Genomic DNA, 13,388 nt, shown 5'->3' with positions numbered 1-13,388 from the left:
GATCAGGCCTTTTTCACATATTGCGTGAGGATGACGATCCGCTGGCCTTCGACGCGGCCCTCGATATGGGCGGCATTGTCGGGCACCAGCGAAATCTTGCGCACCGCCGTGCCGCGCTTGGCGGTAAAGCCGGCCCCTTTGACGGCAAGGTCCTTGATCAGCGTGACCGTATCGCCGGTGGCGAGCACCGCGCCGTTGCAGTCGACATGCACGACGGCATCTGCATCGGTGCCAGCACCGCTCATGCCCTCTTCGGCCCAGGCCAGGACGTCGGGTTCCAGATATGCGATCTCCAGGACCTCGCGCGCCCAGGGCGCTTCCGGCAGCGCTTTCAGGAGCCGCCAGGCAACGACCTGCACCGCCGCCTCCGTGCTCCAGATCGCCTCGTTGAGGCACTGCCAGTGCGGCGCGTCCACGGGTCCGTTCTCGACGCCTTCACGGCAGGTGGTGCAAAGCGGCAGGGTTTCGTCGCGCGGTGCGATCGCGACGTCGGTTGTGGTGTCGGCGGAACAAAGGGCGCAGGTCGCCATGGCATGTCCAATCGGTTGGGGGCGTTGCGCGCGGCATGATGCGGCGCGCGAGGAGAGGCGAGATCCGTGGCATAGGCCGCAGCACCGCGTCTGTCCATGTCGGGGCAAGCCCGGATGAGACAGCCAGGCGTCCGGGGCCGCTCACTCCTTGCGGGGCTTGTTGACCAGGGTCACCAGCACGAAAGAGATGATCATCAACAGCACCCAGGCGTTCAGCTTCGCGAGCGACACGAGGCGCCAGCCGTCGGCCTGGTCGGGATAGCGCCAGGCCTGGGCGAAAGTGCCGATGTTTTCCGCGAACCAGATGAACACTGCGACGAGGAAAAAGCCGAGCACCAGCGGCATGCGGTGCCGGTAGCGGTAAACCGAATAATGCACGAACGTGCGCCCGTAGAGCAGGAACAGCAGGGCGAACAGGCCGAGACGGATGTCCACCGTGTAGTGGTGGGTGAAGAAATTCACATAGATCGCGATGGCGAACGCCCATGTCGTCCACAGCGGCGGATAGTGGCTGTAGCGGAAATCGAAGATCCGCGAGATCCGGGCGAGATAGCTGCCGACCGCGGCATACATGAAGCCGGAAAAGAGCGGCACGCCGCCGATGCGGAAGAAACTCTCCTCCGGATAGATCCACGAGCCGGCGGCGGTCTTGAACACCTCCATCGCCGTGCCGACCACATGGAAGATCAGGATCACCTTGGCCTCGTCGAGCGTTTCCAGCCGTGCGGCGAGCAACCAGACCTGAAGCGCGAGGGCGGCGAGAAACAGGAAGTCGTAGCGGGCAAGCGCGGCATCGGCCGGATAGAGGAAGCGGGTGCCCAGGATCAGCGCCAGCAGCAGCGCGCCATAGAGGCAGGCGTAGGCCTGCTTGATGCCGAAGGCGAGGAACTCGGTCGCCGCGCGCGCGGCAACGCCCTTGCCGAGCCGCCGGTAGACATGCGGCAGCACAAGGTGCAGCACGCGTTCGGTTCGCGATGCAGCCGTCGCCGGCCGGCCCAGCCTTTGCACCAGATTGAGCCGCATGGCCTTGACCTTCCGCCGCTTGCGCTATCCGGTCCCGTGCGTCAATGCGCCGTTGACGGCCCTGAGAAAGCCGGCGAGATCGTCGGTGACGAAGTCGACATGCGGCGCATTGGCGCCTTCCAGCTCCCATTCCTCGCGAAACACCGCGCGCGTGCCGTCTGGCACCAGCAGCACGGAGCGCATGCCGAGCCGGTGCGGCACGACGAGGTTGCGGGCAAGGTCCTCGAACATCGCCGCGCGCGCCGGCGCGACCCCGGTGCGCTCCATGAACAGGTTGTAGGCTTCCAGGTTCGGCTTGGGCAAAAGGCCGGCGGCGACGATGTCGAAGATGTCGTCGAACTGGTCGGAGATGCCGAGCCGTTCGGCGGTGCGTTCGGCATGCGGCTTGTCGCCATTGGTGAAGATGAACTTCTTGCCCGGCAGGTTCGCGATCATCCGGCCCAGTTCCGGGTTCGGCTCGATCGGCGAATAGTCGATGTCATGCACATATTCCAGGAAGGCATCGGGCTCGATGTCATATTCGATCATCAGGCCGCGCAGCGTCGTGCCGTAGTCGCGGTAGAATTCCTTCTGCTTGATCCGTGCCTGGTCGCGCGGCATGTCGAGCACGCGCGCCACATAGTCGGAAATCCGCACGTCGATCTGCGAGAACAGGTCGCTGGACGCCGGATAAAGCGTGTTGTCGAGGTCGAACACCCAGGCTTCCACGCCCCTGAAGGCGCGCAGGTCGTGCTGGTGGGCGTGCCGGCCTTCGCCGTTGAGTGCGGGGGTGTCGTTCACGGGCGCAGCAGGGTCCCGGCGCCCTGGTCGGTGAAAAGTTCCAGCAGCACCGCATGCGGCACCTTGCCGTTGAGGATCACGACGCCCTCCACGCCACGCTCGATCGCCTCGATGCAGGTCTCGACCTTGGGGATCATGCCGCCGGAAATCGTGCCGTCCTCGATCAGCGCGCGCGCCTGGCCAACCGACAGCTCCTTGATCAGGTTGCCGTCGGCGTCGAGCACGCCGGGCACATCGGTGAGGAACAGGAGCCGCTTGGCGTCGAGGGCCCCGGCGATGGCGCCGGCGAATGTGTCGGCGTTGATATTGTAGGTCTCGCCGTCGCGACCCGGCGCCACCGGCGCCACGACCGGGATCAGTTCTTCCTTCATGACAAGCTTCAGCACGGTCGGATTGACCTCCGTCGGCTCGCCGACGAAGCCGAGGTCGATCACCTGCTCGATGGCGGAATTGGGATCGCGCACCCGGCGTTGCAGCTTCTGCGCGGTGACCAGGTTGCCGTCCTTGCCGCACAGGCCGATGGCCTTGCCGCCCTCTGAGTTGATCAGATGCACCACTTCCTTGTTGATCGCACCGGCCAGCACCATCTCGACCACCTCGACGGTCGCCTTGTCGGTGACGCGCAGGCCGTTCCTGAACTCGCTCTTGATGCCGAGCCGCTCCAGCATGGAGCCGATCTGCGGTCCGCCGCCATGCACCACCACCGGCAGCACGCCGGCAAGGCGCAGCAAGGTGATGTCGCGGGCAAAGGCATGGCCGAGCTCCGCGTCGCCCATCGCATGGCCGCCGTATTTCACCACGACGACCTTGTCATCGTAGCGCAGCATGTAGGGCAGGGCCTTGGAGATGACCTGTGCAGGGTTGATCGGGGCGGCATCGGACATGGCGGGGTTGGACTTTCGCAAGAACAGACGGGGCTTGTCGGCGTCATCGCCGGATCATGCGATGACGCGTGGCTCTATAGCGTTTTTCGCCGGAGGTCTCAATCTCGCGGGCGGCGAGCGCCGGCACCTGCGTCAGGCGGCGGCGTCAGGCGGCGCCCATGCGCAGGCCCGCAGCCGGCAGCCCGTCCTTCGACTGGCGGCGTGCGGCTTCGATATACTCGTATATCCGCTCGCTGCGCACGGGCCGCGAGAAGTGATAGCCCTGGACGTCGGTGCAGCCGATCTGCGAGAGAAACCGCTTCTGCTCCTCCGTCTCGATGCCCTCGGCCGTGACCTTGAGACCAAGATCGACCGCCAGTTTCACCACCGCGTGGGTCACTGTGTTGTAGTCGACATCGACGTTGAGCCCGTTGACGAAATGCCGGTCGACCTTGATGCGGTCGATGGAGAACTGCAGCAGGTGGTTGAGCGAGCCGAAGCCCGTGCCGAAGTCGTCGAGAACGATCTGGGCGCCCATCTGCTTCAGTGCGCGCAGCGTGTCGGCCAGATCCGCATTCGGCGTGATCAGGATGTTTTCCGTGATCTCGAGATCGAGATTGCGACCGTCGAAGCCGGTGCGCTCCAGGATCGCGCGCACCCGGTTGACGAGCCGGGGGTCGCGCAGTTGCCCGGCGAAAAGATTGACGGACAGGCGAAACCCGTGCGGTGCCTCGCGGGTCCAGGAAAGGGCGGCCCGGCAGGCGTCTTCCAGCACCTTGTAGCCGACATCGGCGGCGTAGCGGCTGGAATCGAGCGCGGAAATGAAGGCTCCGGGCGACAGCCGTCCGCGCTCCGGGTGGTCCCAGCGCAGCAGCGCTTCCGCGCCGATGATGCATTCGTCCTCCATGCGCACGATCGGCTGGAACACGAGGTCGAACTGGTCGTTGTCGAAGGCCTCGCACAGCTCCCGCGCCAGTGTGTTGCGGCAGTCCGCATCCCGGCGCATCGCGACGTCGAAGGTGATGAAGCGTCCGCGTCCGACCGCCTTGGCCTCGTAAAGGGCGAGATCGGCATTGCCCATAAGCTGGCTGAAATTGCCGCCGTGTTCGGGCAGAGCGGCGATGCCGATGCTGCTGCCGCATTCCATGACGAAGTTGCCGATGTCGGTCGGCTGGCAAATGGCGCGGGCGAGACCGGCGGCATATTCGGTCACGGCACCGTCGCGGTCGAGGCTGGGTTCGAGAATGGCGAATTCGTCGCCGCCGAGACGGGCGACGGTGGCGTCCGCCCCGACGCATGCGCTGAGCCGTTTTGCCACGGCGATCAGCAAGGTGTCGCCGGCCGAATGGCCATAGGTGTCGTTGACCTGCTTGAAATGGTCGATGTCGAGCAGGAAGAGGGTCGAGGCGCTGCCGTTTTCCTCCCAGCGGCGGAAGGCATCGGCGACGCGCTGCTCGAAGGCCGTCCGGTTGACCAGCCCGGTCAGCGGGTCGTGATGGGCCATGTATTCGACCTCGCGGCGGGCCAGTTCCTCGTCGGAGACGTCACGCGCCGAGCCGCGGTAGCCGAGGAAGGTGCCGTCCTGGGAGCTGACGGGCCGGCCGCTGATGGAATAGATCCGCTCGCGGCCCTCGTCGAACCAGCGAAAGCGCAGGTCGCGGAACGGTTCGTGGGCTTCGAGCGCGCGGCGGTGCTCCGCCCAGAACTGTGCGCTTTCGCCATTGCCGCAGGCTGCGTCCCAGCGCGACTTGCCCAGAAAATCCTGGATGCGGATGCCGTTGTCGGAGGCGCTGCGCGACAGATAGGTAAAGCGGAACTGGTCGTCCTGCTCCCAGATCCAGTCGGAGGCGATCCCCAGGTAGTCGCTCAGCCGCGCATCGCGCTGCCGCCCTTCCATGATGCGCACGGCCAGCGCCGTCAGCGACTGCATGCTCGCCAGTTGCGCGGTGTCCAGGGCCGTCTCGCGAACCTTGCGATCGATCACGCACAGGCTGCCGATCGACGTGCCGCAGGCAAGGCGCATGGGAAAGCCGGCATAGAAGCGGTTTCCATCCGCACGGGCGACATAGGGGTAATCTTTGAACCGGTTGTCCCTGGAGAGGTCCGGGACGATGAGCGGCGCGTCCTCGCGATAGGTCACGCCGCAAACGGAAAGGGCGGCAGGGGTCTGGCTGACGCTGCTGCCGACGGAGGCGATCACATGGAGCTGGTCGTTGTGGGCGAAGGTGATGAAAGCCTTCTCGCACTGGGTGATGCGGGCCGCGATGCGCACGATTTCGTCAAGCGCGGGATCCGGTCCGTCCTCGACCAGGCCAAAGCCGACCAGGTCGGTGCGCGAGATCGCGTCACCGTGGTCATTGCTGGAAAAACGGGCGTGCACACCCGGTCTCGCGCCTTGGCCCTCGTGCATGCGGCTTTTCACCCCTCAATCGCGCAAGAGTCGCATGAGTAAATTTACGCAACGTTAATCTGATGGGAGTCGCACTTTCTGTCGATAGCGCGACTCAAAAATTCTGTTTGCACCCGTCGAAACGACGATTGGCAGGATTCGCTTGCGACAGTGCCCCGCTCCGCAAGGCCCTGGCGCTACGTCAAGGTGAGTTTATGGATCTCGGCACGCAGTTCCGCAAGCCCCGTTGCCGTGTCGGATGAGGTTTCGATCACCACAGGGTGCGCGGCCGGCCGCTTCACGATGGCCTGCACGGTTTCCTCCTTCACCCGCTTCGCCTGCCCGGGCTTGATCTTGTCGATCTTGGTCAGCACCACCTGATAGTTGACGGCGGCCCGGTCGAGCAGGGTCATCACCTCCAGATCGTTGGGCTTCAGCCCGTGGCGGCTGTCGACGAGGACGAACACCCGCCGAAGCCGGGCCCGGCCCTGCAGGTAGGTGTAGACGAGCTTCGTCCAGGCATCGACAAGGTCCTTGGGCGCCTTGGCGTAGCCGTAGCCGGGCATGTCGACCAGCGCCACGTCGCTGCCCTCGGCACCGAAGAAATTGAGCATCTGCGTGCGTCCGGGCGTGTTGGACGTGCGCGCCAGGCCGTTGACGCCGGTCAGGGCGTTGATCAGGCTCGACTTTCCCACATTCGAGCGCCCGGCAAAGGCGACCTCGATCATCTCGTCGCCGGGCAACTGGTCGAGCCGCGCAACGCTGGTGATGAACGCCCACGGACGGCGGAACAGCAGACGGCCGGCCTCGATCTCGGCATCGCTGTAGCTTGCTGGGTCGTTCGGATCGTGCGGGGCGGCAGTGTCGGTCTCGGTCATCGCGTCAGGGTTCCGGTGCGGCCGCTGCTGCGGCACATGTAAGCAGATATGTCGGGGGCTCGGCTCAGCGCGCGGCCCTAAGCCGGTCGAGGTCCGCGCCACGGATGGCATCAAGGTTTCGCGCGATCTTTTCCGGCGTCCAGTGCCACCAGGCGATGTCCAGAAGCGTTTCGATCGTGTCGTCGCAAAACCGGTATCGCACAATGCGTGCGGGGTTTCCAGCAACGACGGCGTAGGGCGGCACCGGCGCGGCGACCACCGCCTTGGCGCCGACGATGGCGCCGTCGCCGATCGTGACGCCGGGCATCACGGTGGCCTCGCGGCCGATCCACACGTCGTTGCCGACGACCGTGTCGCCGCGCAGGCCGTCGGTCACGCTGGCAAGGTCGAAGCCGTCTTCCCAGCCGCCGCCGAAGATGTTGAACGGATAGGTCGAAAACCCGCCCATGGCATGGTTCGCGCCGTTCATGATGAAGCGCACGCCGGTCGCCAGCGCGCAGAACCGTCCGATCCTCAGCCGGTCGCCGATGAAATCGAAGTGATAGAGGACGTTGCGGTCCTCGAAGGCCTCCGGCCGGTCGGGGTCGTGATAATAGGTGAAGTCGCCGACCTCGATGGTCGCGCGGGTGATGACCGTGTTGAGAAAGACGGTGTGCGGCGCGCCGCCAAGCGGATGGCGGGTGCGGGGATCTGGGCCGTGCATGGGATGGTCTCCGGAGATATCGTGGCGTGCCGGTGCGTCGAACGCCCGGCGGAGGGGACGGTGCGGTGGCGCACCTCTCGTCACACGATCTTGTCCATCGACCCTTCTCCTTCGATCTGCTCGGTCTTGAATGCCTCTGTCCCTGCCGTCATGCAAGGGGGCGGCATGAAAAAACCCCGGGACAGGCCCGGGGCTTTCGATGTCTTGCGATGCGGCGCGATCAGCTCTCGTCGGGCTTCTTGCGCCGGAACGTCGACTTGATGTTGTCGAACAGCTCCACCTTCACGCCCTGGCGCCGCATGATCACATATTGCTGCGCGATGGAAAGCGAGTTGTTCCAGGCCCAGTAGATCACCAGTCCGGCCGGGAAGGAGGCCAGCATGAAGGTGAAGAGCACCGGCATCCAGGTGAAGATCATCTGCTGGGTCGGGTCGGGCGGCGCCGGGTTCATCTTCATCTGGACGAACATCGTGACGCCCATGATCAGCGGCCAGATGCCGAGCATCAGGAGCTGCGGCGGATCCCAGGGGATCAGGCCGAAGAGGTTGAACAGCGATGTCGGGTCCGGGGCCGAAAGGTCCTGGATCCAGCCGAAGAACGGCGCATGTCGCATTTCGATGGTGACGAAGAGCACCTTGTAGAGCGCGAAGAACACCGGGATCTGGATCAGCACCGGCAGACAGCCCGCCAGCGGATTGATCTTCTCCTTCTTGTACAGCTCCATCAGCGCCTGTTGCTGCTTCTGCTTGTCGTCCTTGTAGCGGTCGCGGATTTCCGTCATCTGCGGCTGGACGAGCTTCATCTTGCTCATCGAGACGTAGGACTTGTTGGCGAGCGGGAAGAACACCAGCTTGATCGCCACCGTCACCAGCAGGATCGCGACACCGAAGTTGCCGACCAGGCGGTACAGGTAGTCGATGATGTAGAACAGCGGCTTGGTCAGGAAGTAGAACCAGCCCCAGTCGATCAGCAGCTCGAAATTCTTGACGCCGAGGTCGTCCTGGTAGCTGTCGATATTGGCGGTTTCCTTGGCGCCGGCGAAGAGCCGCGAGCTCGCCGAAGCGGTCGCGCCCGGGGCCACCTGGATCGGATCGGCCAGGAAATCCGCCTGGAAGTTGTCGGTCTGCGCCGAATAGGAAAACTGCGGCTGGAAGGCGCTGCCCGGCGTCGGCACGAGGGCTGCCGCCCAGTATTTGTCGGTGATGCCGAGCCAGCCGTCATTGACCTTGGCCGGGCGCACGGGGCCGTCTTCCTGCAGCGTGTCGTAGTCGACTTCCTGCAGGCCTTCCTCGCCGAACACGCCGATCAGGCCTTCGTGCAGGATGTAGAAGCCGGTTGTCTCCGGCAGGCCGTTGCGGGCGATCAGGCCGTAGGGGTAGAGCTGCACGGCGGCGTCGGTCTCGTTGCGCACGCCCTGCTCGACGGTGAACATGTAGTTGTCGTCGATGGAAATGGTGCGCGTGAACACCAGGCCCGCGCCATTGTCCCAGGTGAGCGTTACCGGCGTCGTCGGCGTCAGCGTCGCGCCTGCGGGCGCGCTCCACTCGCTGGTCTGGTCGGGCAGCGCGATGCCGGCGCCCGGATCCGCGGTCAGGCCGAAGTCGGCGTAATAGGGCTTCGGGCTTCCCCGGGGCGAGAACAGCACGATGGTCGGGCTCGTGGGGTCCACCGTCTCGTGGTAATCCTTGAGCCGGAGGTCGTCGATGCGCCCGCCGGTCAGGTTGATCGACCCTTCGACCCGGTCGGTCTCGATGGTCACGCGCGGCGAGGCGCCGACGGCTGCTTCCCGGCTGAGACCCGGCGCTGCGCTCCCGGCGACCGGCGTTCCGGTGCCCGGCACATTGGCCGACCCGGCGACGCCCGGCGTCTGCGGCGCGGCCGAGCCCGAGGGGGTCGGCGTCTGCGACTGGGTTTCGGCGGCCTGCTGCTCGGCGAGCTGTCGCTGGCGCTCCATCTGCGGCTGGGCCACGAAATACTGCCAACCCAGCAGGACCACCAGGGACAAGACGATAGCCAGGATCGTATTACGGTTGTCAGCCATAGTCGGCGTTCACCCTTGCTTTTTCGGAACAGGCGTTGATTTGGAGCGGGCGCCGCGCTTGCCGTGGCGCGGTCCGGCGGAAGGCGCGGTCGATGCCCGCTGCAGACCGGCGCGAATATCGCCGGCGAGCTCTGAGAAATCCTGCGACAAGGCGCCGCGCCGGCCGATCAGCACGTAATCGACGTCGGCGCGCGCGGCATCGCTTGCGGCGCGCACGGCTTCGCGCAGACGACGGCGGATGCGGTTGCGTTCGACCGCGTTGCCGACCTTCTTCGTCACCGTGTAACCGATGCGCGGCGGGCCGGAACAGTCGGCCGCCTGAAGCACGAAAGCGCGCCGAGGCATCCGGCCGCCTTTGGCGACGGCCAGAAACTCGGCGCGTTTCTTGAGAGTTGGCAAGGTGTCGGGCGGCGCAGCTTGGATCACAAAGGTCTCCCTTGCCGCGGCCCGGCCAAATCCTGCTTAGGCGCTCAGCCGCTTGCGGCCCTTGGCGCGGCGGCGGAGAATGACCTGACGACCGTTTTTGGTTGCCATGCGGCTGCGAAAGCCGTGGCGACGCTTGCGGACGAGACGGCTCGGCTGGAAAGTGCGCTTCATTGTTTCTGCTTCCGCGCGCGAAGGGCGCGCGGCCCTGATTGTCGAATTGTCTGGTGATCCGAACCGCGTTCCCCCGTCTTTCGAGGAGACCGCGGCCGTCGTGGGCGCCGCAATAGTCAGCACGACCCGATTGCGCAGGCTTATACGGGCCAAGCCCGGTGAAGTCAACGACAAGCGCAATGCGTGCCGCCGCGTTCCGGCGCAGGATCGGCCTGCGCGATTGCCCGGATTTCGTTCACGCAGCGGTGACAGGCGGGCGGGGAGGGATCACTTCCGGGTGAGACCGGGGCAAATCGGGTTTTTCCTTGGCGGATTGAGGATAGAACGCAAGGGAAGGACGCCGCAAACGTCCGCCGGACACGAAGAGGAAAACCATGCTTGCGAAAACCGCGATCCACGGCGCTTTCCAAGACGCGAGCGCCGGTCCACCGGTCCGCTTCACCCGCCGGATGCTGATCGCCGGTGCCGGCGCGCTTGCGCTGGCCGGACCGCGTGTCGCCCAGGCCGCCCCCTCGCATGATGCCTTCACCGAGCTGCTGCAACGCTATGTCGTGGTGTCGCGGTCGGGTCTGAACCGTATCCGCTATGCCGCTTTCAAGGCCGGCGGGCGCGCGGCGCTCGATCGCTATGTGGAAAGCCTTGCCGCGACGCGGGTCTCGGCGCTCGGGGCGCCAGATGCCTTCGCCTATTGGGTCAACCTCTACAATGCGGTCACGCTCCAGGTGGTGCTGGAGCATTATCCGGTCGCCTCGATCCGCGACATCGATCTCGGTGGCGGCTTCTTTTCGCGCGGTCCCTGGAAAAAGGATCTCGTCACGGTCGAGGGCCGGGCGCTGTCGCTCGACGACATCGAGCACGGCATCCTGCGCAAGCGCTACAAGGATGCGCGGGTGCACTACGCGGTCAATTGCGCCTCGGTCGGCTGTCCCGATCTCGCCCCGCGCGCCTACACCGGCGGCGCGCTGGAGGCGATGCTGGAAGAGGGCGCGCGTGGCTATATCAACACGCCGCGGGGCGTGCGGGTCGAGGGTGCGGGGATCCGCGCCTCGAAGATCTACAGCTGGTTTTCGGAGGATTTCGGCTCGGAATCGCAGTTGCGCGCCCATTGGCGCCGGTATGCGCGGCCCGATCTGGCCGCGGCCATCGAGGGCGCGCGGCGAATCGCCGGCTATGACTATGATTGGAGCCTGAACGATGCGGGTTGAAACGCACGACGCATCACTTGGCCGTGCGGGCGGCGACGGGGGAGCGGACATGAACACGGGCGAAAGCGGGAAGGGCACGCCTGCGCCGGTCGCGCCGCAAAAGCCGGCATGGCGGCGGTGGGCACCGCTGATCGCCATCGCCGCGATCACCGCGCTTGGCTATGCCTTCGGCTGGACCGACTATCTCAGCCTTTCGGTTCTGATTCGCGAACGCGGCGCGCTGGCGGAGTTCGTTTCCGCCAATCTTCTCGTCGCCGCGCTCGCCTATGTCGCGCTCTATATTGCGGCGGTGGCGCTGTCGTTTCCCGGCGCGTCGCTGATCACCATCATCGGCGGCTTCCTGTTCGGCTGGGCGCTCGGCGGCGTGCTGACGGCCGTCGGCGCGACCGCGGGCGCGGCTCTGATCTTCCTCGCCGCGCGCACCTCCCTCGGCGCAACGCTCAAGGCGCAGGCCGGTCCGTTCGTGAACCGGCTCGCGGCCGGGTTTCGCGAGGACGCCTTCCACTACCTCCTGTTCCTGCGGCTTGCCCCGGTGTTTCCCTTCTGGCTGGTCAATATCGCGCCGGCGCTCTTCGACATGCGGCTCAGGCCCTATCTGGTCGCCACCTTCTTCGGCATTCTTCCCGGCACCTTCGCCTATGCCTTCATCGGCGCCGGGCTCGACAGCGTGATCGCCGCGCAGGAGGCCGCCGATCCCGGCTGCGCCGCCGCCGGCACCTGCTCCATCGAGCTCTCCGCCCTGATCACGCGCGAGATCGTGCTTGCCTTTGCGGCCCTCGGCCTTGCCGCCCTCATTCCGGTCGTCGTCAAGAAATGGCGCAAGCGCAAGCTGCCGCCGGCGTGACAGCTGCAACGCCCCCGGCGGCGTTTCACCGTTTTCCCTTGGAGGTTTCGCCATGACCCGAGTTCTGACACCTGACATTTGCGTCATCGGCGCGGGCTCCGGCGGACTGTCGGTCGCGGCCGCCGCCGCCGCCTTCGGCGTCGAGGTCGTCTTGATCGAAAAAGGCAAGATGGGCGGCGACTGCCTCAACTACGGCTGCGTCCCCTCCAAGGCGCTGATCGCTTCCGCCAAGGCCGCCCATCACGCGGCGCATTCCATGTCCCTTGGCGTTTCGGTTCCGTCCGTCGACGTCGATTTCCAGGCGGTGCACGACCATGTGCACGGCGTGATCGGCGCGATCGCGCCGCATGATTCGGTCGAGCGCTTCGAGGGGCTCGGCGTCGAGGTCGTCCAGGAGGTCGCCCGCTTCGTCGATCATCGCACGGTCAGGGCGGGCGACACCGATGTCCGCGCCCGCCGCTTCGTCGTCGCCACCGGCTCCTCGCCGGCCGTGCCGCCGATCCCGGGTCTCGACACGGTTCCCTTCCTCACCAATGAAACCGTCTTCGGCCTCACCGAATGCCCGCAGCATCTGATCGTCGTCGGCGGCGGCCCGATCGGGCTGGAACTGGCGCAGGCGTACAAGCGGCTCGGCGCCCGCGTCACGGTCGTCGAGGCGCAGACCGCGCTGGCCAAGGAAAGCCCGGACCTTGCCGCCATCGTGCTGGCGCGGCTGAGGGACGAGGGGCTGGAAATCCTGGAAGAGACCAGGGTTGCCGAGGTCTCCGGAGAGGTCGATGCCATCAGGGTCGCCGTCGAGGATGGCGACGGTCGCCGGGAAATCGCCGGCACGCATCTGCTGGTCGCGGCCGGACGCAAGCCCAACCTCGAGGGGCTGGGGCTGGAGGAGGCCGGCATCGCGCACACCCGCGCCGGGATCACGGTCGGCGCGGACCTGCGCACCTCCAACAAGAAGGTCTATGCCATCGGCGATATCGCCGGCGGGCTGCAGTTCACCCATGTCGCCGGCTATCACGCCGGTATCGTCATCCGCGCGATCCTGTTTCGCCTGCCGGCGAGGGAAAACCGCGCGATCATTCCTTGGGTCACCTTCACCGATCCCGAGATCGGCCATGTCGGCCTGACCGAGGCCGAAGCGCGCACCGAACATGGCCACCACACCGTGCGGATCCTCGACGCGCCGTTTTCCGGGAACGACCGCGCGCAGGCCGAACGGCGCACCGAGGGGCTTGTGCGCCTGATCGTCGGCAAGCGCGGCCGGGTGGTCGGAGCGGATGTGGTCGGACCGTCCGCGGGCGAGATCGTCAACCTCTTGTCGCTCGTCGTCTCCAAGGGCTTGAGCGTGCGCGATCTCGCCGGTTTCGTCTCTCCCTACCCGTCGCTGTCGGAAGCGGTTCGCCGCGCGGCGATTTCCTATTATGCTGACAGCGCGAAAAACCCCTGGGTTCGCCGCGTCGTGCGTCTGCTGGCCGCTTTCGGCTAGGCTGCCGGCGCCGGGCGGGCCTGCCGTGCCGTCCGGGACTGCCCGGTCTGCA

13 protein-coding genes are annotated in these 13,388 nt (G+C 66.0%); 3 read left to right on the top strand and 10 right to left on the bottom strand.

The features are described from left to right. Positions 1-2: 2 nt before the first annotated feature. The 10 genes from LC092_RS17455 to rpmH form a co-directional block, all read right to left on the bottom strand. Positions 3-530: an alkylphosphonate utilization protein gene (locus LC092_RS17455; RefSeq protein ID WP_224808631.1), complete on the bottom strand. Its 528-nt coding sequence runs from the start codon at positions 528-530 to the stop codon at positions 3-5. 141 nt (positions 531-671) lie between these two features. Continuing rightward, positions 672-1,553 (bottom strand): DUF817 domain-containing protein, encoded by an 882-nt coding sequence (locus LC092_RS17450; protein WP_224808630.1) that lies wholly within the window; start codon positions 1,551-1,553, stop codon positions 672-674. 24 nt (positions 1,554-1,577) lie between these two features. After that, a complete protein-coding gene (locus tag LC092_RS17445; RefSeq protein WP_224808629.1) occupies positions 1,578-2,333 on the bottom strand; it encodes a pyrimidine 5'-nucleotidase in 756 nt (251 codons plus the stop codon). Continuing rightward, positions 2,330-3,217 carry an acetylglutamate kinase gene (gene argB, locus LC092_RS17440; protein ID WP_224808628.1) on the bottom strand — a complete coding sequence of 296 codons (888 nt, stop codon included), beginning with the start codon at positions 3,215-3,217 and terminating at the stop codon, positions 2,330-2,332. Before argB ends, LC092_RS17445 begins: the two co-directional genes overlap by 4 nt. A gap of 145 nt (positions 3,218-3,362) precedes the next feature. Further along, positions 3,363-5,606 carry a putative bifunctional diguanylate cyclase/phosphodiesterase gene (locus LC092_RS17435; RefSeq protein ID WP_224808626.1) on the bottom strand — a complete coding sequence of 748 codons (2,244 nt, stop codon included), beginning with the start codon at positions 5,604-5,606 and terminating at the stop codon, positions 3,363-3,365. A 176-nt stretch (positions 5,607-5,782) separates the two neighbouring features. Beyond that, positions 5,783-6,463 carry a ribosome biogenesis GTP-binding protein YihA/YsxC gene (gene yihA, locus LC092_RS17430; protein WP_224808624.1) on the bottom strand — a complete coding sequence of 227 codons (681 nt, stop codon included), beginning with the start codon at positions 6,461-6,463 and terminating at the stop codon, positions 5,783-5,785. A 64-nt stretch (positions 6,464-6,527) separates the two neighbouring features. Continuing rightward, complete coding sequence (locus LC092_RS17425) at positions 6,528-7,166, bottom strand: CatB-related O-acetyltransferase (protein WP_224808622.1); 639 nt, start codon at positions 7,164-7,166, stop codon at positions 6,528-6,530. 220 nt (positions 7,167-7,386) lie between these two features. Continuing rightward, a complete protein-coding gene (yidC, locus tag LC092_RS17420; protein WP_224808620.1) occupies positions 7,387-9,207 on the bottom strand; it encodes a membrane protein insertase YidC in 1,821 nt (606 codons plus the stop codon). Between the two features lie 9 nt (positions 9,208-9,216). Next, positions 9,217-9,633 carry a ribonuclease P protein component gene (gene rnpA / locus LC092_RS17415; RefSeq protein WP_224808619.1) on the bottom strand — a complete coding sequence of 139 codons (417 nt, stop codon included), beginning with the start codon at positions 9,631-9,633 and terminating at the stop codon, positions 9,217-9,219. A 36-nt stretch (positions 9,634-9,669) separates the two neighbouring features. Continuing rightward, on the bottom strand, positions 9,670-9,804 hold the full coding sequence (rpmH, locus tag LC092_RS17410) for a 50S ribosomal protein L34 (protein WP_029058372.1): 135 nt from the start codon (positions 9,802-9,804) through the stop codon (positions 9,670-9,672). A gap of 374 nt (positions 9,805-10,178) precedes the next feature. Between rpmH and LC092_RS17405 the strand changes: the two genes are divergently transcribed. Genes LC092_RS17405 through LC092_RS17395 form a run of 3 tightly spaced genes read left to right on the top strand, consistent with a single transcriptional unit; the run spans position 10,179 to position 13,336 of the window. Next, positions 10,179-11,009 carry a DUF547 domain-containing protein gene (locus LC092_RS17405; protein WP_224808617.1) on the top strand — a complete coding sequence of 277 codons (831 nt, stop codon included), beginning with the start codon at positions 10,179-10,181 and terminating at the stop codon, positions 11,007-11,009. 49 nt (positions 11,010-11,058) lie between these two features. Then, positions 11,059-11,853 (top strand): TVP38/TMEM64 family protein, encoded by a 795-nt coding sequence (locus LC092_RS17400; protein ID WP_224808616.1) that lies wholly within the window; start codon positions 11,059-11,061, stop codon positions 11,851-11,853. Positions 11,854-11,905: 52 nt separating this feature from the next. Then, positions 11,906-13,336 (top strand): dihydrolipoyl dehydrogenase family protein, encoded by a 1,431-nt coding sequence (locus tag LC092_RS17395; RefSeq protein ID WP_224808615.1) that lies wholly within the window; start codon positions 11,906-11,908, stop codon positions 13,334-13,336. Positions 13,337-13,388 lie beyond the last annotated feature (52 nt).

The organism is Stappia stellulata (assembly GCF_020176715.1).
GTDB lineage: Bacteria > Pseudomonadota > Alphaproteobacteria > Rhizobiales > Stappiaceae > Stappia.
This window is presented reverse-complemented; position numbering and strand designations above follow the sequence as displayed.

Coding starts and splice junctions, on each gene's coding strand:
- yidC (WP_224808620.1), bottom strand. CDS start 9,207: ATGGCTGACAACCGTAATACGATCCTGGCTATCGTCTTGTCCCTGGTG.
- LC092_RS17395 (WP_224808615.1), top strand. CDS start 11,906: ATGACCCGAGTTCTGACACCTGACATTTGCGTCATCGGCGCGGGCTCC.
- LC092_RS17435 (WP_224808626.1), bottom strand. CDS start 5,606: ATGCACGAGGGCCAAGGCGCGAGACCGGGTGTGCACGCCCGTTTTTCC.
- LC092_RS17425 (WP_224808622.1), bottom strand. CDS start 7,166: ATGCACGGCCCAGATCCCCGCACCCGCCATCCGCTTGGCGGCGCGCCG.
- LC092_RS17450 (WP_224808630.1), bottom strand. CDS start 1,553: ATGCGGCTCAATCTGGTGCAAAGGCTGGGCCGGCCGGCGACGGCTGCA.
- argB (WP_224808628.1), bottom strand. CDS start 3,217: ATGTCCGATGCCGCCCCGATCAACCCTGCACAGGTCATCTCCAAGGCC.
- rpmH (WP_029058372.1), bottom strand. CDS start 9,804: ATGAAGCGCACTTTCCAGCCGAGCCGTCTCGTCCGCAAGCGTCGCCAC.
- yihA (WP_224808624.1), bottom strand. CDS start 6,463: ATGACCGAGACCGACACTGCCGCCCCGCACGATCCGAACGACCCAGCA.
- LC092_RS17400 (WP_224808616.1), top strand. CDS start 11,059: ATGAACACGGGCGAAAGCGGGAAGGGCACGCCTGCGCCGGTCGCGCCG.
- LC092_RS17405 (WP_224808617.1), top strand. CDS start 10,179: ATGCTTGCGAAAACCGCGATCCACGGCGCTTTCCAAGACGCGAGCGCC.
- LC092_RS17455 (WP_224808631.1), bottom strand. CDS start 530: ATGGCGACCTGCGCCCTTTGTTCCGCCGACACCACAACCGACGTCGCG.